Origin of the sequence: Salegentibacter flavus (genome assembly GCF_900115145.1) — a bacterium.
GTDB classification, from domain to species: domain Bacteria; phylum Bacteroidota; class Bacteroidia; order Flavobacteriales; family Flavobacteriaceae; genus Salegentibacter; species Salegentibacter flavus.
Genome location: NZ_FOVL01000013.1, coordinates 62,484 through 83,106 on the forward strand (window position 1 = coordinate 62,484; position 20,623 = coordinate 83,106).

Consider the following 20,623-nt stretch of genomic DNA (forward strand, 5'->3'; position numbering starts at 1 on the left):
TCAGTTATTTATATCAAATTTGGGAAAGTTTCTCTCTCATTGGGTGGTAAAATATATTATCTTTCGCAAAAACCAAATGGATATGATACAGAATGGATTTATGGGGATTGTGTTTTTACTTTTTAGCTTCAGTTTAACCGGAGACACGGTTAAGGTGGTAGATATGATGGTGAACAGCTACACCGTGGAATGCGTGGGTGAGATGGAAGGAAACTGCCTTCTTGTGCAGGAAGGAGACGAGATAGGTACAGAAGACTGGAGCCTGTTTTATTATGAAGACAGTATTTCAGGCTTTGATTATGAACCTGGATATATTTATCATATAAAAGTGCAGAAAAAGAAGGTGAAAAATCCTCCTATGGATGGTTCCTCAATTTCTTATAGGCTGGTAAGGATAGTTTCCAAAGAGAAGGTGTAGCTTTATTTAAGGCTTTATAAAGAAAAAGTTTTTATTTTAGAGGACTTCTAACCAACTGTAATTCACTTTTCTAATGAGTAAACAAAGAGATCGTAAGGTGTTATCTATCCTTGGAGGCATTGTTGTGCTATTTTTAATCTTCGCTTTTTTAAATCGGGGCGAGATAAAAAAGGGCTATGAAGCAGGAATGAATGCTGAATGCGAAACCCGGAGTGACTAAAGCCCTTCTTTAAAATTACATATATAATTTTTCTTTGAAACCTGACTGAAACAGGTGCTACGCCCATTGATTTTCTGATTGGGCTTTTCTTTCCTTTTTTTAATGAAAATTAGATCTTGGGAGGTAGGCTATTTCCAGAGGTTGAATTCTTCCGAATATTTAATATCCCGAATTATATTATACCGAACGAAGTGATTACTTCCGAATTATATGCACCTTTGACGATTCGGTATAATTAGTTTTTAACATAATTTAATATTTAAATTGAAAAATTCTCTTTGGTTAGTGTTTTCTTTTTTTGTTTTCAGTAATTCCGTCCTTTTTGCTCAAGTGGAATTTAAACCGGGTTATATGGTTGATTTGAAGTCGGATACCCTCCGTGGGTTCATCAAGGAAGGCTCCGATGCCCGCCTGGCTAAAAGCTTTACTTTTAAAACCAGTTTAAAGGCTTCTGCCTTCAAAGTATATACCCCGGAAGAACTTGTAGGCTTTGGTTTTGAAAACGGGAGGAACTTCAAAACGCAAAAAAGTGATCTGATAAATTACCCCGGATTTGTATTTGCTAAAAGACTGATAAAGGGAAAAACAGATCTCTATGTATGGAGGAAAAAGAGCCAGGCAAAACCCGATATGTTTATCACCAATAATGAAATTGACAAGACCGTACATTTGATAAACCCCTCTAAAAAAAATGTCACTTCTGAAGACGGTAAAAAATTCAGTCGTAAAGACAGGAAGTACCTAGGTTTGTTATACAGTATTAAAACAGAACAGCAGGATCAAAATCGCAAAGAGGTCAGGTACAGCGAAAAAAAGATTTACGAAGACCTTCTAAATTATAATTTGCAGTTTTCTGAAGATTACCCGGTTTCTGAATATGAAGAAAAACAGGTAAACCGCTATGAGATAGTTGTAGGTATGCCAATGGAAAATTCTGTCGGCGGGACTCAATTCCGTGTTTCAATTTATAGAGATAAACAACGAACTGAAAGATCAACAAACTGGAGTTACATAAGAGGTGTTTCTTTCAGGCATTGGGGAAATGAAGATAGAGAACTCCCTGATTTTAAAAATGGCACCTCCAATTATCGCTGGCAGACGTTAAGCCTTATTCCTATAGGTGTAAAATACCAAAAAGCTAAAGGAATAGTAAGGCCTTATGCTTATGCCGGCCTGGGAATTGGTGTTTTGTTAATGACCAATTATGTGATTGAGAAATATGAAAACACGGGAAGCGAAAAGAGTTTTAGTTATGGTCCTACTGCAAATCTTGGAGTGGGATTGAAAATAAATCTTGGAAATAGTTATCTTCTCACTGAAATCACTCCTACCATTGATGGAATCTTTTTTAATGGAATTACACCTCCTATGGATGCGCTCTTTCTTAATCTTGGGTATTCTTTTTAGGTACCCTGCAGTATAGTTCTCTCGAGGTGTTTTTATTTTGGGGTTTTTCTGAGGGCAAAACAATCTTCGTATAATTATTTTATTCGAATCAGGTTTTTCCCCTGTGATTGCGGAAATTCCGGTAATTCTTTAAAAGCTGTCAAAAAGTTAGGGGAAAAGGCCTAACTTAAATTTTTGATAAAAAACAGGAATAAGTACTTTAGCAGTTACCTAAAACTGAAAGCAGTGTCAGCAAAGAAATCCCCTAAAGTGACCCCATTAATGAAGCAGTACAACGCTATTAAGGCGAAGTACCCCGATGCTTTACTGCTCTTCAGGGTGGGCGATTTCTACGAGACCTTTGGCGAAGACGCAGTTAAAACCGCACGCATTCTCAATATTGTGTGTACCAACCGTAATAATGGGAGCGAGCGTACTGAACTTGCCGGTTTTCCGCATCACTCTTTAAATACATACCTGCCTAAACTGGTAAAGGCCGGGGAGCGGGTAGCGATCTGTGACCAGCTGGAAGATCCTAAGATGACCAAGACCATCGTAAAACGGGGAGTCACCGAACTCGTAACACCCGGAGTAGCGATGAGCGATGAGGTGCTGCAAAGCAAATCCAATAATTTTCTCTGTGCGGTTCACTTCGGAAAAAAAATACTGGGGGTTTCTTTCCTCGATGTTTCTACCGGCGAGTTTCTGACCGCCCAAGGGAATACCGAATATATAGATAAGCTACTTCAAAATTTCAGTCCGAGTGAAGTTTTGATTCAGAAGAAATTCAAAAAGGATTTTGCTGCTTCTTTTGGGGAAGATTTTCACTGTTTTTACCTCGATGACTGGGTTTTTAAATCAGACTTCGCTTATGAAACCCTGAATGAACATTTTCAAACTAAATCCCTGAAAGGCTTTGGGGTGGAGCATCTGGAAGAAGGGATTATCGCCTCAGGCGCAGTTTTGCACTACCTGGCCGAAACCCGCCACGATAAGCTTCAGCATATAAATGCGGTTAATCGTATTGCAGAAGAGGAATATGTGTGGATGGACCGTTTTACTATAAGAAACCTCGAGCTTTATCATTCTACCGCCGCCAACGCGGTGACCTTGCTGGACGTGATCGATAAAACCATTTCCCCTATGGGAGGAAGGTTACTGAAGCGCTGGCTGGCCCTTCCGCTGAAGAACACGGAAAAGATCAGGCAAAGACATCAGGTGGTGGAATTCCTGCTGGAAAACCCGGAGGTCCTGGAAGAAATTCAGCAGCATATAAAACAGATTAGCGATCTCGAGCGCCTTATCTCAAAGGTCGCTACCACTAAAGTCAGCCCGCGGGAAGTAAATCAGCTCAAACATTCGCTGGATGCCGTGGCTCCTATTAAAGCCCTGGCTTTGGAATCGGAGAATGAAGCGATAAAAGTGATAGGAGACCAGCTTAACGACTGTAATTTGCTTCGGGATAAAATAGGACAGAGCCTGAATGAGGAGGCTCCCGTAAATATCCTGAAAGGGAACTGCATTAAAGAAGGCTTTTCCGAAGAATTGGATGAGCTGCGCAAGATCGCTTTTTCCGGTAAGGATTACCTGAATAATATGTTAAAGCGGGAGACCCGGGCTACAGGGATTTCCTCTCTGAAAATAGGCAATAACAATGTTTACGGCTACTATATCGAGGTGCGTAATACGCATAAAGATAAGGTGCCGGAGGAGTGGGTTCGCAAACAGACCCTGGTAAATGCCGAACGTTACATCACCGAGGAACTTAAGGAATACGAGACTAAGATCCTGGGGGCTGAAGAAAAGATTCTACATCTGGAACAGCAGCTGTTCGCACAGTTGGTACAGTGGATGGGTGATTATATCCAGCCTGTTCAACAAAACGCACAGCTTATCGCCCGGATGGACTGCCTGGCCTCTTTTGCGCTTCAGGCGAGGACAGAAAATTACTGCAAGCCGGAAATAATGGAAGGCTATGAGTTGGAGATCAGGGAAGGAAGACATCCTGTTATCGAAAAGCAACTCCCTATTGGTGAGAATTATGTTACCAATAACCTTCATCTGGATAGAGAAAACCAGCAGGTGATTATGATCACCGGGCCCAATATGAGTGGTAAATCGGCTATTTTGAGGCAAACTGCCTTAATCGTGCTTATGGCACAGATGGGAAGTTTTGTGCCCGCAAAATCGGCTGAGGTCGGCTTGGTAGACAAGATATTTACCCGGGTGGGTGCCAGCGATAATATCTCTATGGGCGAGTCGACCTTTATGGTAGAGATGAATGAAACGGCTAGTATTCTTAATAATATTTCAGACCGCAGCCTGGTGCTGCTCGATGAAATTGGGAGGGGTACCAGTACTTACGATGGGATCTCAATTGCCTGGGCCATCAGCGAATACCTGCATGAACATCCTGCCAGGCCAAAGACGCTATTTGCAACGCATTATCATGAGCTAAACGAAATGTGCGATACCTTTGAGCGAATCAAAAATTTTAATGTTTCGGTAAAAGAACTGAAGGATAATGTGCTTTTCCTTCGGAAACTGGTGCCGGGAGGAAGTGAACACAGTTTTGGGATACACGTGGCCAGGATGGCAGGGATGCCTCAGCAGGTCCTACACCGCGCTAACAAGATCATGGAAAAACTCGAGAAATCCCATTCTATGGAAGACTCGGGCGAGATTTTGAAGAAATCGGCTGAAGACGAGTTGCAGCTTAGCTTCTTTAACCTCGACGATCCTCTGCTGGAGGAACTCAAGGATGAATTGCTGCAGATCGATATAGATACCCTTACTCCTGTGGAAGCTTTGATGAAGCTCAATGAGATCAAGCGAATGCTGGCCGGGAAGGCTAAAAAGGCCAGAACCTAGGCCCTGATGCATTGAAGCTTAAGCGCTTAGTTTTTTGAGCATAAAAACTCCATTCTTTTTTATTGAAAAGACTTTGACATTATAAGATTTATATTAAATTTGCACCTGCTTGCCAGTAGGCAGGTCCGCAATAGCAATTGCGACCACGATTTAATCGTGGGAGTTCTTTTAAAACGCGAAAATAGCTCAGTTGGTAGAGCGCCACCTTGCCAAGGTGGAGGTCGCGGGTTCGAATCCCGTTTTTCGCTCTTTAATTAACACCCAGGCTCGGGTGGTGGAATTGGTAGACACGTTGGACTTAAAATCCAATGGGAAGAAATTCCCGTACGGGTTCAAGTCCCGTCCCGAGTACTTAGAAAGCCTGTAGTAGTATTGTTTTTCAATCTGTTACGGGTTTTTTTATGCCTTGTTGACAAATATTTGACAAAGGAAATTAAAAGTACCTACTTTTTGCGCTCTTTTTAATTGGGTTGGTAAACTCTCTTTTTACCGTGTGAAAAACATTCAGTTTAAATCTGTTAACTGATTTTTTTATAGGTACGAAAACACTTGCCTATTTAGGTCGTTAGATTTTCTTTACATACAGGCGGTAAACAATTATTTGAAAAAATGTATGATTATTCAAATCCTTGCGCGCGCGTATTGTTTTGATTTTTAATATTGGAAAGGTCTTTTTTTTGCGTTCGAACAACAATTAGCCCTACCCGTAACCTCCCCTTTTTTTGCTTCAACTTGAAAAAGTTTGATTAATCAAAACCTTTTTAGGGTGTCCAATTTGTCTAATTGCCGGGTTTCAACCTTGTAGTGGTTAGGACGTACAGGGAGTGCATAAAAGCTTCGTGAGAAACCACCACTTTTTTATCCTTTGAGATTACCACATCCAATTCAATCACATCGGCTCCTTTTTTTACTGCCCTTAAAAATGCAGGAATACTGTTTTCTGGGAAATTACCTCTATCGCCTCGATGGCCTTGTATTTGAACCTGGGTTTGGTTCAGAATTTCTTTTGGTTCATTAACGTCATCCTTGCAGAGAAGGATATCAGCAAAGAACAAAGGCTTAAAATCTTAAATAATTTCATAATTATTTTTAGAAAAAACCGTCTCTAAATTTTTTAGAGACGGTTGATTAAACAAAACTAACTAAACATTAACTATTTAACAGGGGGCTCAAGCCTATAGCTGCTTTTTGCGGTATAATTATTAGCCTCAATCCTTTAAAATTGGCAAAGGGCCATCTTCACTTTCAAATTTTAAATTTAAAATTTTCGCTATTGTTGGGGCGAACTGCGTAGTGTAATATTGCTTGTTTTCTTTCTGTTCATTTATTGGTCTAATTTGTTTTCCTAAACCAATAAACCATGTTTGATCGGCTTCAGGAATTGATGAGCCGTGGCTTCGCCAGGAATTATGATCCTCTATCCCCTGGCCGCGACCATGATCGGTGGTCAGTAACATGGTTGTTTTATCCTTGTAGTAAGGATCGACTGAAATAAAATCCCAAATTTCTTTAAGGAATTGATCGGTTCTCTTAGCAGATTTTAAGTACTGATCATAACGGCCATCATGTGCAAAATCATCAGTTTCACCATAAGCAACATATAGTAAATCTGGTTTCTGATTTTTTAAAGCTTCCAGAGCATAATTATGAGTAAACACATCGAATCTAACACTTCCCCATCTTCTTGGAGTTTGTTCCTGAATTCTATTCAGGTATAACTCTTTATCTGATGGTTTTTTTGCTAAAGACATACTATAGCCGGCATTTACCGGAACGCCACTTCTCTCTTCATTTATGATGTAAGGAAATACATCCCAACTTCCAAATGCCAGAACTTTATCCTTATAATCTTCAGATTTATTGGCAATTTCTAAGATTGTAACATTGGGATTATTTATTTTTTGATTACTATTAATTCGTTGGTCGTCTGGGTGCCCGGTTAGAATTTCGTTATAACCAGGATAAGAAAAAACCATTTTATTTTTAAGATTCACCTTATTCTTTTCCCATCTGTTACCAAGGATAGCCCCGTTCTTTGCTGCATAATTCCAAAGAAAAGGTAGAAGGCTTTCTCTTCTTTCTTTTTCAGAATCTGCCCAAAAAAGTTCATTTAATTCTTCAGGGTTATTTACAAATTGCTTATTGTTAATAAGAAGCGAATCTGCACCACCAAATAGCTCTTGCCAACGTAATCCGTCAATCGTTATTACTATTATTTTATCGCTATTCTGAGATTTAACCTGCTGGATAGCAAAAAATGCGATTACTACTATTGAAATTTTAAAGATACTTTTCATAATTTTTTTATTTTAACCACCATGGAGTTTGTCTAATTTCGTCATTTCCACCATATTGCGTATTAATTGCCGCTTCTAAATTGGTAGTATTGTTGTTATATTCCTGATTTGGATATACAAATCTTTTAGGAGGAGTTTGGCCGGTTGGATATTCGAAACCGGGCTGAGTTGTTCTTAAGTAGTCATAATAAGCAGACCATCCACCTTGAAGAAAGCTTGTTAGATATTTTTGTGTTAAGATTAATTTTAATTGGCTATCAATATCACCATTTAATTCAATTTCTGACTGATCGAGATAATCTTCAACTGAATTGTCAGCAAGGTATTCTGACATTTCCCAGGAATGGTTTCTATAAAAATTAAAATTTGCTTCAATGGCGTTTTTCAAATGCTCGCCGGCATCGGAATTTATCCATCCTCTAACTGCGGCTTCAGCTAAAATAAATTCGAGTTCCCAATAGGATAATAAATTATGTGGTTCGGTTACAGGGTTAGTATAATACCTTGAATTAACCTTAGATATATTGCCATCGGCAACTAAAGTTTCATTGATTACTGAGTAGTTTTCCGTTGGGCTTCCTCCATGATAAGCATTGAAATCACTTATTGGCAAACCAGCAGAAGCAGCTTTAGGAGTCTGCTCCGCTACTACAAATAAACGTGGATCTTTAAAATCCTTTAAAAGGTCAATAAAAGTCGAGGACATAAACATACTGGAACCATAGCTACTGGAATTGAATTCAGTATATCGGCTTCCCTGTTGATCAACAAAGACTAACTGTGCATTATCCTCCAATGAATTTAGAAGTGGGCCTCTATTAAAAACTTCATTAAATTTATTTGATACATTAATAGCTCCTACGTTTGTCTTTTTTGATAGGCTCATTAGGACCTTTAATTGATAAGAGTTTATCAATTTTAACCATTGAGAGGCATCTCCATTAAATATAATATCCCCTTCAACAAATATGGCTGGATCGATTAAAACTGCAGCTTCATCCAACTCGGTGATAATCCCTTCAAAAACTTCTTCCTGTGAATCGTAACGAGGTTGAAATGTTTGATTGGTTTCCCCTTGTAATGCTTCAGAATAGGGGATATCGCCAAACTTTAAGGTTAATTGATAAAAATGATATGCCCGGAAAAATTTTCCGATAGCTATATAATTGTTATTACCGATTCTTTCCCCTTCCTCAATCATTTTAGTTACCTGCCTTAGGTCATTATAGGCTCCAAAACTTCCACTACCCCATTTATAATATTGATAATCATTTTCTTCACCCGTTTGTATAAGCATTCGGGAAGCATAGAGTGGACTGGTGCCTTCAACCTGGAAGGTGTTGGTAGCGATTTCGGTTAAAAGTAATTGAGGATGAGTTTCGCTAACATTATTAGGATTTTCGTTAAGCTCATCTAAATTCTGGCAACTGAAAGTAAAGGTTGCCGTTAAAATTATTAATGAAATAATTGAATAAATATTTTTCATGTTTAAAATTTAAGATTAATACCTAAGCCGATGTATCTGGAAGAAGGATCTTGAATATCATTTTCATCTGAAATCGCATAATCGGGGTCTGTATAGACATCTCCTTTCTGAATAACGAAGAGGTTATAACCATTAAGACTAATATTTGCATCAGTAATAGTTTCGCTATTTAATAGGTCATTTAAATTATAACTAAGAGACAGGCTTCTTAATTTAAGATAGGAGCGGTCGAAAACATTTGCGAAAGTTTCACTTTCTTCTTCTGTTACTCTTGCCCGATAGGGATAATTTTGCGACCAGGTTTGCCAACTAATTGGAGAGGAATGTTCCTTGAATATTCGGGTATCAGATATAACATTTCCATTTATATCCCTTACTAATTCCCCGCTTACAAGATTTACTCCTTCCGGAATATACACCGGTGCTCCGGCAGCGTATTCCTGGTCTCTATATTGAGTTGATTTAGGATGTTTTCCTCCCCACCACATTTTTTCGACCACCTGAGATCTAAGGACGCCACCCCAGACTCCATCCATTGCTATGTTGAGGTTCCAATTTTTATATTTGAAATTATTAACGAAACCAAAAGTCCAATCCGGATCGAAATGGCCCAGGTATGAATAATAGTTATCACGAGTAGGCAATCCGGTATTAGGATTTAAAATCACTTTGCCTTCTGGAGATTTCATCCATTCTTGTCCATAATAACTATCAACCCGATCGTTTAATGAGAGGTTTCCGAATTTTTCACTCCCACCTGAAATTTCAGTTAATTTGGTTACTTTTTTCGACCAATTTATTAAACTAGCCCATTTAAAATTTTTATTCTGTACAGGCTTAGTACTAAGTGAAAGTTCCAGGCCATTAGTTGTATACTCATTACCATTAATTTTCCGACTGGAAAATCCGGATGCCAATGAAATAGGCTGATTGATTATTTGATCTGTATCAACTGTCCTATAATAAGTAGCATCAAACGCGATTCTGTTATTGATCAGCGAGGAGTTGAGTCCAATTTCGAACGATGTTGAAGTTTCAGGCTCAATATTAGGGTTTATGATGTCTGCTGGATACCTTAATCTTTGGGTATTCGCAAAGTTTCCTGAGCTCTTATAGTAGGCATTTAGCTGATATGGTTGCAGATCACTGGAAACTCTTGCCCAGGAACCAAATAGTTTTACATATCTAATTGTTTCAGGGAGATCGATGATATTTCCCAGAAGAATACTACCAGAGAGGGAAGGATAGAAGTAAGACCGGTTCTTTTCAGGTAAGGTGGAAGACCAGTCGTTTCGTGCCGCAAATGTCAGGAAATAGGTGTCGTAGAGATCTATCTCCATTGTTCCATAAACACTATTTATTGCTTTTTCCCAAAGGTAATTTTTTGCATTTACCGGACCGGTGGAATTTCCCATATTATAGACTCCAGGTACGGTTAGACCATCGGTAGCAGCAAATTCCTCCTGATAACTTCTATAGAAAGTAGATGCTCCGGCATTAAGAACAATACCTAAATCTTCATTAATTTCCTTATCATAGGTTGCTAAAACATCGTAATCTACGTTTAAGCGTTTTTTATTCCACGTTTGATAGGAACCTTCCCTGGGAGCACTATAATTAAAATAGGATTTCGGGCTTTGTAAATCTTCAAAATTTTGTTTCATAACCCCGGAACCTCTTACTTGCACTTTAAGATGTTCATTAAAGGAATAAGTTAAATTTAATTGAGCATTTAGAAGGTCTGAATTAAATTCCTTAAGGTAGTTTTCTGATCCAAACCAAGGATTGTTATACCAGGCATAATTCCAATTGGCTTGCCTATAACCTTCTAAACCCGGAACCCATTGATGATTTCTTAAATCTTTTCCATTAACATCTTCTCCCATCCAAATGAGCAGTGTATACATATGACCACTAGGATTATACCCGTAATTGGGGTAATTTGGAGAATAAATTTTGTTATAGGCCAACTTACTGCTTAAACTTAAATTATCTGATAATTGAGTTAAGGATTTAAAGCTCATACCTCCTTGTGATAAACTGGAGTTCGGAACTCTATCACGATTATGATTGAAATTCCCACTCAGCCTATAAAACCCATTTTTATTTTTTTGGCTTACAGAAAAATTCGTACTGGAAATAATGCTAGTCCTTAAGAATTCATCCAGGTTATCATGACGTTCCCATGGAATAGGTTTGCGAGAATACCTGGATCGATCATCGTATTGAGTTCCGGTAACATTCCCGTACCAAGGTATTTCTTCTCCGGTAACATTATCTACAATAGGACTGTTCCACTGAGGAATTAGAAGGTCTTCATTGAATTTTGGTCCCCAGATCATATCCCCATCAGCTATACCGCCATCTGCACCATCCCAGAACTCATACTGACCATTAGAACCATTCCCGTAATCATGTTGAGTTTCGGGGAATACTGCATAACCGGCCGACACCATCAGGTTTTGCCCTACCTCAACAGTGAGCCCTTCTTCTGTTGCATTTTTTGTGGTAATAAGGATAGCTCCATTTCTTCCTCTTGAACCATATAAAGCCGAAGCGGTAGTCCCTTTAAGAACATTTATTGATTCTATATCATTTTGAGAGATATCAAAAAAGTCCGTTTCAACTGGAATATCGTCAATCACAATCAGGGGAGTTTTACCTCGCAAGGAAAATGTAGGTCCCTGAAATAAGCCCGGCGGGTTACTTACCTGCAATCCCGCTACTTTACCCGAAAACAAACTGCCTATATTAGGAACAGAGATTTTCTGTATGTCGTCCGTATTAATTTCCTGCGTGGCATATCCAATCTTTTTTTCGGCTTTAGTAATTCCCAAAGCGGTAACCACCACTTCGTCTAGGGCATTTGCATTCTCTGCCAAAACAACTTCCACAGGGGTTGAGTTTTCTACAACAATAATTTGAGTTTCAAATCCCAGGAAGGAAACTTCAATATTCACCGGGAATTCTGATATTCTCAGATTGAAATTTCCATCAAAATCGGAATTGGTTCCCCGGTTAACACCTTGAATAATGATAGTAGCACCAGGCAATGGCATACCCTGGTCATCAAGTACTTTTCCCCGAATTATATTTTGCTGATTGCCGGGGGCAATAGGTTCATCTTTTATATAAGATTTAAAACCGGTTAGGAGCGTAATTCCATTAAGTTTTTTCTCCGTTTTAGGCTTATCTGACTCCATGGAATGAAGTGGAGTTGCCAGAACCAGTAAACCAGTTAAGAACAGATTGGTTTTTTTAAATATTCCCTTTAAAAATTGTAATTTAGTATTCATTCAATTGAGGCTATAAAATTATTTTTTAGTCTTTTAATGAAGGCCCGTCTCTGTTGCAGCAGGAACGGGCCAATTTCTTTGGGCTAATTCACACTTATTTTTCTTCTTATACTTTCGATATTTAGGAGGTTTGATTTTTTTAGATGAAACACTAATCTTTATAGAGTCCTGAGGAAATTTCCCCCATGGAATTAATAGTTAATTTTTTTTTCAATATTTCTAAGTAACTTTTTTGCTTTGAAACTTGTTAACTGCACCATAGCTTCATTTTTTTCCTGCATCTTTTGAAAAAATAATTCAATAGCAAGTCTTTGATGTAGATTGACACCATCTTCAACATATTTTTTTGTCAGGGAGAAAAGGATTAATCTTTTCAACTGCTTTTGTTTACTCATAAGACACAAAACTTTCCGGTAACACGTATTTCTTTTTGTCTTCTTAATACAGACTTAATTTATAGGGCCTGTGCTTAACATTAAACCAATATTAAATTGGTCTTTATTCAGTTTTCATTTCCCAGATATGATCTAATTAATTTAATCGCATTGCTAATCTGGGTTTCTACTGTTCTTTTTGATATCTTCAGCAGTTCAGCAATCTCCAGATTGGTATAGTTTTCACATCTGCTTAATAAAAAAATTTGTTTACAGCGTGGAGGTAATGCTTCAATTCTGCCAAAAATCCCAGATTTAAGTTCATTATATTCCAGTTCTTCCGAAGGAATATTAAAAAGGTAAATTGAGTTGATTACCTCTTCATGTAATTCAGTGAATTTCAAATCCCGGATATGGTTAGCAATTCTATTCTTTACTGATCTAAATAAATAAGCCTCCAGGTTTTCAATCTGATAGTTCTTATTGTTTTCCCAGAGATTTATAAAGACTTCCTGAATTATATCTTCACAGATGTTTTCATCGTTGTAGATTTTGAAGGCGTAGATATAGAGCCTATCCCAATATTTTTCAAAAATTGCATTAAAGGCTTCTTTATTGCCTTTCTGCAGTTGTTTTAACAGACGCGAATCTTTTCTATTGGACGATGAAATTTTCATAAGTTAAGCTCTTTACAAATAAATCAAAATAAAATCCTCCGAGGGTTTTCTAATTTTTAAGTTAATGAAAAGTGTAGTTTATAGATTACAGGTTTATGTTCCTTGATTGTAAATTCAGGTATTCAAAAAAGTTCAGGATGAGGTGGATAGATCTCAAACCGATTGGAGAACTGCGGCTTATGTGATTGCTATCTCCAGGATTGAAACGGCATATAACCAAAGGGGAATTTTCCCTTAAGCATTGAAATTAATAAAAAACAGAACAGATGAAATACGGTGTGATAATAATTGAAAAAAAAGAGAAGGAACTACTGAACCGTATAATTTCAATGGCTCAATATTATAAGGATGAAAATTATAAAATATCAATACTTAAATTAAGTGAGGAATTAAAAAATGCGCGCTTTTTGAGTAACAAGGAAATGCCCGAGGATGTGGTACGTTTTAACTCAGTAGTAAGCATCAGTACCCCCTTCAGCGTTTCCCGGGAATACCAGATCGTATCTCCCGAAAAAAGCGATATAAGGCAGAATAAAATTTCCATCCTAGCCCCTATGGGTCTGGCATTATTCGGGTACGCCAAAGGGGACACCCTTAAATGGAATTTCCCAACAGGTGAAAATATCATCAGTATTGATGATGTGCGCCAGCAGGTAGTTAAACTAGAAACAAAAAATAATGATAGATAAATTTCAGGAACATTTTGATGAGCAGGAGGTGCAGATGTTAAGCATTGAATCTGAATCTTCAGAATGGGAAGAACGATTGAAATCCATAGAAACTGAAGCTGCCTTTTATTCCAAGCTCCTTAATTCAGGCTTTAGTGAGGATCTTAAGCTTAAAATTAATCTTGAGGACTCCAATTACCTGAAAAATCACTTGAAAAGCATGAGGGAAATAAATGATTTTCATCTTAAAACCTTTCAGGATTATAAAATAAAGCAAGAAGGTTTAAAGGAGTGTGATGATGTGCAGTATGAAAATTTCTATCTCAAAGATCACCTGATCTTCAAGCAAACACTTATAAAGCATTTTAAGGTTTTCAGGGAATTTAAGTCCCTGATTTATAAGTACATCGAAATCAACTTCGGTAAATAAAGCTTGTCGTGTTGGTTTTAAATGGCCGGAGGTGGTGCTATCTCTGGTCCTTTTTACCTGAATTGGTTGGAAACCGCTTTCAGAAATGGAGGCGGTTTTTTACTTTTTAAAAGTGAACTATAATTACCGATAAAGGCAAGGCTCATTATAGTGAATTTGGGCAATATGAATTCGGGAAAATGTAAACCTTCGAAAACGTTTTATTAATTTAATATAACCTGATACCGATCATTTTTCAAAGCTGTTATAGCACGTAATTTTGTGTTACCAAAAGCAGGAAAAAAATGAAAACGACAACGCCACTTACCGACCTTGAGATTGCCCAAAAAATAGAATTAAAACCTATTACGGAAATTGCCCGAAAACTAGGACTTGATTCCGAAGAAATTGAAATGTACGGGAAGTATAAAGCCAAGCTTCCGCTTTCCAGGATTGATAAGGAAAAGGTGAAGAACAGCAACCTGATCCTGGTTTCAGCTATCTCCCCAACGCCGGCAGGTGAAGGTAAAACAACTGTTTCCATTGGGCTTTCGGAGGCCTTGAACCGCCTTGGAAAGAAAACCACTGTAGTTTTGCGTGAACCCTCTTTAGGTCCGGTGTTTGGAATTAAAGGAGGCGCTACCGGAGGAGGTTTCTCCCAGGTGCTACCAATGGAAGATATCAATCTTCATTTTACAGGGGATTTTTCGGCAATTGAAAAGGCACACAACCTGCTTGCTGCTTTAGTTGACAATAATATTCAGTCAAAAACCAACAACCTGGGAATAGACCCCCGTACTGTTACTTTAAAAAGAGTGATGGATGTGAATGACCGTTCCCTGCGCAATATTGTTATAGGTCTGGGAGGAACAGGTTCTGGAATCCCACGGGAAAGTGGTTTTGATATTACCGCAGCTTCAGAGATCATGGCGATCATGTGCCTTACAGAAAACCTGGACGATCTAAAGGGACGTTTAGGAAATATTTTTATTGGTTATACATTTAAGAAAAAACCAATTTATGCCCGCGATCTTAATGCCGAAGGTGCTATGGCCACTTTGCTCAAGGATGCGCTTAAGCCTAACCTGGTACAAACCATTGAAGGAAATCCTGCAATTATTCACCTGGGACCTTTTGCAAATATCGCGCAGGGGACAAATTCAGTAATCGCTACCCGAATGGGGATGAGTCTTTCAGATTATACAGTGACTGAGGCTGGTTTTGGATTTGATCTTGGAGCAGAAAAATTTCTCGATATCAAATGTCAGAGTGCAGGGCTTGCCCCTAAGGTAGTTGTCATGACTACCACAATAAGGGCCCTCAAATACCACGGGGGAGCAGCTTTAAATTCACTTACTATTCCTAATGTAGATGCCTTGATAAAAGGGCTACCCAATCTGGAAAAACACCTGGAAAATGCAAAATTATATAACATTACCCCGGTTATCGCCATAAATAAGTTCTACAGCGATAGCGATGAGGAGATACAGGTTATTTTTGATCTTGCCAGGAAACTTAATGTGAAAGTGGCCCTTTCTAATGGTTGGGCCAAAGGAGGAGAAGGAGCTCTTGACCTCGCTTCCAAAGTGCTAAAAGCTATTGAAGAAAATAATTCAGATTTTAAACCCCTTTACCGATGGGAGCAGGATGTTGTGACCAAAATCGAAACTGTGGCAAAAAAGATATATGGTGCAGAAAAAGTGGAGTTCTCTCCAAAAGCAAAACGAGATCTTAAGACTATTTTAAATCTGGGTCTGGAAGAGTTACCGGTTTGTATTGCCAAGACCCAAAAATCTTTGTCTGATGATCCTCTTCTTTTAGGAAGACCAACAGGATTCACTCTTAATGTGAGAGAAATTGAAATAGCTGCCGGTGCCGGATTTCTTATCCCTATAACCGGAGATATGATGCGAATGCCAGGATTACCAGCATATCCTGCTTCAGAAAATATAACAGTAGATTTGGAGGGAAATATTTCGGGGCTAATTTAAGGGCAAGATCTATTTTCTTCCAAATAAAAAAGAACCTTCCGGGAATTCCCGGAAGGTTTTGATTTTAAGAATTCTGCTTATCCTGAAGATCTCATAAATAATTTCCGGACTTTAATTTACGATTGTATTTTCTAAATTCTCCAGATATTATATACCAATATACTTTTGTTGGTCTTTCCGAAGATATAGGTCCATCATTCCACACTTGCTGAAAAAAACTGTCTGAATACTATAGATAATGGCGAAATACGAAAAGCATACAGGAAATTCATTGAAGGGATCGAAAAAACTTTAAACTTCATAAATACTTCTATTTATAATTATCTATCTGGAGAAACTGAAAAAATAATTCAGATTGATAGCTAAGATATGCACCGTATTAACAGTTATCACAAATAACGGATAGCCTTTTTAAAGTAAATATAATCCGACATACCCTATGAAAAGCAGTGCTTAACCCAGTTTTAAATCGAATCCCGATAACTAAAAGGGGTGCTCTTGCAAGGTTGATTGTGACAATCAACCTTGCAATTTCACACTATCTTTATATGATGCGTTAAATTTAATATATTATTAAAAAACATTATCATGAAAAAACACTTAGAAACAGCAAAAGCCTTCAATCTAAAAGAACTTATAACTTATTCGGACGGATCAACTGTGAGTAAGATACTATCCAAAAATTCAAATGGGAATACTACTCTTTTTGCTTTTGATAAAGAGCAGGAACTCAGTGAACATACCGCTCCATTTGATGCAACAGCCATTATCATTGATGGAAAATGTGAGATAACTATTAAGGATGAAAAGTATGAGCTTAAAGAAGGCGAGATGATTATTATGCCGGCTAATGTGCCACATGCTTTAACAGCTCCTGAACCTTTCAAAATGCTTTTGATCATGATCAAAGAATAGTTTGCAAAGTTAAAATGATTCCCGGGAAAAAGTTCGCAGATATATAGACAGGAAACTGAAATCGAGTTAGGAGATTTTGGATATAATGATAAACCGGAAAAGTTCAGGATTGTACTCTGAAAGACTTTGAGCCGCACCTCATTCCTTTTAAATCTTCGCCCAGACGAAGGCCTAATCCTGAACCTGCCAAAAGCTCAGGGTTTTCACTTTAAAGCCTTTTTGCTGAAAACATCGTCCTCTGTCTAATTTTTACATTCTGAATAGACGTCCCGAATGGTAATATTTAGATCATTCAGAGGTATTTAATAAAATTTTGGGAAGACTGAAATGTTTGGCTCGTTTCAGGACTTTTATATTAGTATTTTCTAAAGCACTCGATGTAAGCTTATTGAGAAATCAATGAAACCATCAAAATCAGGAGATGTATAAAATGCTCAAATGCCGGAAATAGTATCTCTGAAAAACTACCTAAGCTGATGAAAAAGAGTACAATTTTATTAATTGTGGGCTTTGTTTTATTATGGAACTCTGGTTTTATAGGTGCTGAGTACGGATTGCCTTTTACAGGACCATTTACTTTAATATTCTGGAGATATCTTGCAGTAACCGCTTTAATAGCCTTATATCTAATAATAAGAAGAAGGCTTAAATGGCTCGGTTTGAAGGTGATATCCTTGAATATGCTAATAGGTTTTCTAGCCCATGGGGTATGGCTTACCTGCGTATTACTGGCCCTGGATAATAAGGTCCCGGCGGGAATTGTGGCGCTCGTTGTAGCCTTACAACCCCTGGCAACCGGAGCTCTTTCCGGTTATGTTACCAGGGAAGAAACAAATAAATACCAATGGTGGGGACTAATATTAGGATTTATAGGTGTGGTAATAACTGTGGCCTTTCGAATAGATTTTAGCAGTTCGAGCTCAGTTTTTGGTTATCTAATTCCTTTAGGATCGGTTATAGGGATTACCATTGCTACTTTAATTCAGCGAAGGATGGAAATAAACGATGAGAAGGAAAAATTACCACTTGACCAGAGCCTCTTTTATCAAAGCCTTGCCACAATGCTGGCTTTAGCTTTTCCCGCCATTTTTGTGGAAAAGCTAGCTACAGACTGGGTGCCTGAATTTATTTATGCAATGACCTGGCTGATTTTAGCTGTTTCCCTGGGGGCCTATCTTTTAATGTGGAGATTAATTGAGCGGCTTGATGCTACCCGGGTAGCAAGTTTATTTTATCTGGGCCCGCCGGTAACTATGTTAATGGCTTGGTTGACTTTTGGTGATAAAATTAATATAACGGATGTCGGTGGAATTGCTGTAGTATCCTTTGGGATTTTATTAACCCAGAAAAAATAGGTGTCCCTGAATTTAAGGAATCGATAAAATAAACAGTATGTATTTTTTAACGGCAATTAGTTTGCCTTAAAATCCCTATAATTTACAAGCGTAAATTCTCCCGGAAATACCAGAGATATTCTTTATATTTAAGTGTTATAATGAGATGTGCTTAATACTAAAAAGACAGGCTCCAACCGGCAACCGAAATGAAGTTAGAAGATTTTGGATATAATGATAAACTGGAAAAGTTCAGGGTTGAGAATAATCTTAAAGACTTTGAAGTTGGAAGAGTCGTTTCAGAACATAAAGAAAGATATATTGTAAAAACTGAAAAGGGGGAACTGGAAGCCGAGATAACAGGGAATTTACGATTTTCATCAAATACTCGTGAAGACTTTCCGGCGGTCGGGGATTGGGTCGCTTTAACCCAATATGATTCAGGTTTTTCCCTAATACATAAAGTATTACCAAGATCCTCAATGATTTCAAGACAGAATGTTGGTCAGGCCGGGGAGAAGCAAATTATTGCGACAAATATTGATTACGCCTTAATAGTGCAGGCTGCAGACAGGGATTTTAATATCAACAGACTTGAAAGATACCTGACCATTTGTAATTCCTCAAAAGTTAGCCCTGTTATAGTGCTCACTAAGATTGATTTAATTGATGAGCTTCGACTTTCTGAGATATTGGAGAAAATAAAAGTCCGGATTAATAATGTGCCGATAATTGCAATAAGCAACAAATCCCAGGATGGATACGATAAAATAAAAGCGATCATTGAGAAAGCTAAAACATATTGTATGCTGGGTTCTTCGGGCGTTGGAAAATCCACTCTTTTAAACAGGCTTTCCGGCAAGACTATAATGCAAACAAATACAATAAGCCAGAGTACAAATAAAGGGAGACATGTTACCAGTCACAGGCAATTGGTTATTCTCGAAAACGGAGGTATATTAATTGACAATCCCGGGATGAGAGAAGTGGGGATTGCCGATTCAACAGGCGGCCTGGAAATCACTTTCGACAGGATTTTCAGACTTTCTCATAATTGTAAATTCAAAGATTGTACCCACACCAATGAGATTGGATGTGCAGTTCTTGAAGCCCTTGAAAAAGGAGAAATCGAGAAAGCTTCGTACGAAAATTACCTAAAAATGGAAAGAGAGAAAACTCATTTTGAATCTACCATTGCAGAGAAACGAAAAAAAGACAAAGCATTTGGTAAAAGGCTAAAGGACTATAAAAAAGACAGGAATAAAAAAAAGTATTAAGATAGACGGAGTGCGCCTCTCATAATTCCAGTTGAGTGAAATCATCATATAAGATCCAGGCTTCTAGAAATCCGGGATTTTTTTGACTTTATTCAGCTTAGACTTTCCAAATGCTATTAGCAATAACCCAAGAGTGGTTATAAGCCCCCCGATTAAAGCAATGGTATCAGGGAACTTACCAAAATATAGATAAGCCCCAAATAAAACAAAAAGCCCCTTTGAACTGTTGATAATAGCCTTTTGGGATAGTGGTATATACTGTAAAGCCAGATATCCTGCAATAACCGTTAAAAATGGTCCCAGGGAAGCACCTATGAAAATATTCAACAAGGGTTTAGAGCTTATTATTAAAGGTTCTTTTGTATATACCAGCGCCATAATAGAAAATATTAGTAAAAACAAACTACGGTTGGTGGTCAATATTATTGGATTGATGTTCTTGATGTTCTTTTTAATAATCACGGAACTAACGGCTGTAAATACGCTGGAATACAGCACATATTGAGTGCCATCAATAAACATATCACTGATAGAGGTATTGCCTTTATAACTTATAATAAATGCACCCATTATTGCAAGCGCCATTCCTATAAACTCTTTTCGGTTAAAACGTTCCTTCAATAGGAAAAAGCCCAGTGTGATAACAAAAACAGGGGATACATTACCAATAAACGAGGTGATTGCAGGATTGGATATCGTATTTATGGCCTTGAAGAAGAAATAAGTTCCTGCAACCTCAATAAGACCAAGCACCAAAAGGATGCCCAGGTTTCTTTTGGCAAATTGTCTTATTGACCTATAGGTTCTTTGTGTACAGCCGTAAAAAAATATCCAGGTTAGCCCAATTGCAAACCAATAAACCCCAAATTGAGGCAGGCTGATCTCCATAAGAGCAGCTTTACTAAATATATAAACGTTGGATACTGCAATTACAGAAACAAAAGCCAGTAAAACACCTTTTAATTTACCTGATATTTTCACGGTATAAAGTTAACATCTTCCCA

At 37.9% G+C, this 20,623-nt stretch carries 17 protein-coding genes and 2 tRNA genes; 12 read left to right on the forward strand and 7 right to left on the reverse strand.

Annotated elements, in window-relative coordinates; all coding sequences use genetic code 11:
• Window positions 1-82 precede the first annotated feature (82 nt).
• The 6 genes from BM266_RS11000 (at window position 83) to BM266_RS11020 (ending at window position 5,246) form a co-directional block, all read left to right on the forward strand.
• Window positions 83-418 carry a DUF4377 domain-containing protein gene (locus tag BM266_RS11000; RefSeq protein ID WP_175494795.1) on the forward strand — a complete coding sequence of 112 codons (336 nt, stop codon included), beginning with the start codon at window positions 83-85 and terminating at the stop codon, window positions 416-418.
• Between the two features lie 73 nt (window positions 419-491).
• The gene (locus tag BM266_RS17105; protein WP_175494796.1) at window positions 492-638 is read left to right on the forward strand and encodes a hypothetical protein; all 147 of its coding nucleotides are present in this window, start codon (window positions 492-494) and stop codon (window positions 636-638) included.
• A 351-nt stretch (window positions 639-989) separates the two neighbouring features.
• A complete protein-coding gene (locus BM266_RS11005) occupies window positions 990-2,045 on the forward strand; it encodes a hypothetical protein (RefSeq protein WP_139220630.1) in 1,056 nt (351 codons plus the stop codon).
• A gap of 261 nt (window positions 2,046-2,306) precedes the next feature.
• Complete coding sequence (gene mutS / locus BM266_RS11010) at window positions 2,307-4,895, forward strand: DNA mismatch repair protein MutS (RefSeq protein ID WP_093409631.1); 2,589 nt, start codon at window positions 2,307-2,309, stop codon at window positions 4,893-4,895.
• Window positions 4,896-5,070: 175 nt separating this feature from the next.
• A tRNA-Gly gene (locus BM266_RS11015) sits at window positions 5,071-5,143 on the forward strand.
• A 17-nt stretch (window positions 5,144-5,160) separates the two neighbouring features.
• Window positions 5,161-5,246, forward strand: a tRNA-Leu gene (locus tag BM266_RS11020).
• A gap of 428 nt (window positions 5,247-5,674) precedes the next feature.
• Here BM266_RS11020 and BM266_RS11025 read toward each other — a convergent pair.
• The 6 genes from BM266_RS11025 to BM266_RS11050 form a co-directional block, all read right to left on the reverse strand.
• Entirely contained in the window at window positions 5,675-5,950 is a 276-nt protein-coding gene (locus BM266_RS11025) for a glycerophosphodiester phosphodiesterase (RefSeq protein ID WP_245760427.1), read from the reverse strand.
• 153 nt (window positions 5,951-6,103) lie between these two features.
• Window positions 6,104-7,192 carry an alkaline phosphatase family protein gene (locus BM266_RS11030; protein ID WP_093409541.1) on the reverse strand — a complete coding sequence of 363 codons (1,089 nt, stop codon included), beginning with the start codon at window positions 7,190-7,192 and terminating at the stop codon, window positions 6,104-6,106.
• 7 nt (window positions 7,193-7,199) lie between these two features.
• Window positions 7,200-8,678 (reverse strand): SusD/RagB family nutrient-binding outer membrane lipoprotein, encoded by a 1,479-nt coding sequence (locus tag BM266_RS11035; protein WP_093409543.1) that lies wholly within the window; start codon window positions 8,676-8,678, stop codon window positions 7,200-7,202.
• 2 nt (window positions 8,679-8,680) lie between these two features.
• Window positions 8,681-11,974, reverse strand: coding sequence for a SusC/RagA family TonB-linked outer membrane protein (locus BM266_RS11040; RefSeq protein ID WP_245760428.1), 3,294 nt, complete (start codon window positions 11,972-11,974; stop codon window positions 8,681-8,683).
• 191 nt (window positions 11,975-12,165) lie between these two features.
• Window positions 12,166-12,369 carry a hypothetical protein gene (locus BM266_RS11045; RefSeq protein WP_093409545.1) on the reverse strand — a complete coding sequence of 68 codons (204 nt, stop codon included), beginning with the start codon at window positions 12,367-12,369 and terminating at the stop codon, window positions 12,166-12,168.
• 107 nt (window positions 12,370-12,476) lie between these two features.
• A complete protein-coding gene (locus tag BM266_RS11050; protein ID WP_093409547.1) occupies window positions 12,477-13,025 on the reverse strand; it encodes an RNA polymerase sigma factor in 549 nt (182 codons plus the stop codon).
• A gap of 266 nt (window positions 13,026-13,291) precedes the next feature.
• On the opposite strand from BM266_RS11050, the gene BM266_RS11055 reads away from it, so the two are divergent.
• The 6 genes from BM266_RS11055 (at window position 13,292) to rsgA (ending at window position 19,619) form a co-directional block, all read left to right on the forward strand.
• Window positions 13,292-13,714 carry a GreA/GreB family elongation factor gene (locus BM266_RS11055; protein ID WP_093409550.1) on the forward strand — a complete coding sequence of 141 codons (423 nt, stop codon included), beginning with the start codon at window positions 13,292-13,294 and terminating at the stop codon, window positions 13,712-13,714.
• Window positions 13,704-14,123 carry a hypothetical protein gene (locus BM266_RS11060; RefSeq protein ID WP_093409552.1) on the forward strand — a complete coding sequence of 140 codons (420 nt, stop codon included), beginning with the start codon at window positions 13,704-13,706 and terminating at the stop codon, window positions 14,121-14,123. The genes BM266_RS11055 and BM266_RS11060 overlap by 11 nt, the downstream gene beginning before the upstream one ends.
• Before the next feature lie 284 nt (window positions 14,124-14,407).
• Window positions 14,408-16,093: a formate--tetrahydrofolate ligase gene (locus BM266_RS11065; RefSeq protein ID WP_093409555.1), complete on the forward strand. Its 1,686-nt coding sequence runs from the start codon at window positions 14,408-14,410 to the stop codon at window positions 16,091-16,093.
• A gap of 588 nt (window positions 16,094-16,681) precedes the next feature.
• Entirely contained in the window at window positions 16,682-17,008 is a 327-nt protein-coding gene (locus BM266_RS11070) for a cupin domain-containing protein (RefSeq protein WP_093409558.1), read from the forward strand.
• A 476-nt stretch (window positions 17,009-17,484) separates the two neighbouring features.
• On the forward strand, window positions 17,485-18,363 hold the full coding sequence (locus BM266_RS11075) for a DMT family transporter (RefSeq protein ID WP_093409560.1): 879 nt from the start codon (window positions 17,485-17,487) through the stop codon (window positions 18,361-18,363).
• 188 nt (window positions 18,364-18,551) lie between these two features.
• Window positions 18,552-19,619 carry a ribosome small subunit-dependent GTPase A gene (gene rsgA / locus BM266_RS11080; protein WP_093409563.1) on the forward strand — a complete coding sequence of 356 codons (1,068 nt, stop codon included), beginning with the start codon at window positions 18,552-18,554 and terminating at the stop codon, window positions 19,617-19,619.
• A gap of 63 nt (window positions 19,620-19,682) precedes the next feature.
• Here the strand turns inward: rsgA and BM266_RS11085 are convergent, their stop codons facing one another.
• The gene (locus BM266_RS11085; RefSeq protein ID WP_093409565.1) at window positions 19,683-20,600 is read right to left on the reverse strand and encodes a DMT family transporter; all 918 of its coding nucleotides are present in this window, start codon (window positions 20,598-20,600) and stop codon (window positions 19,683-19,685) included.
• Window positions 20,601-20,623 lie beyond the last annotated feature (23 nt).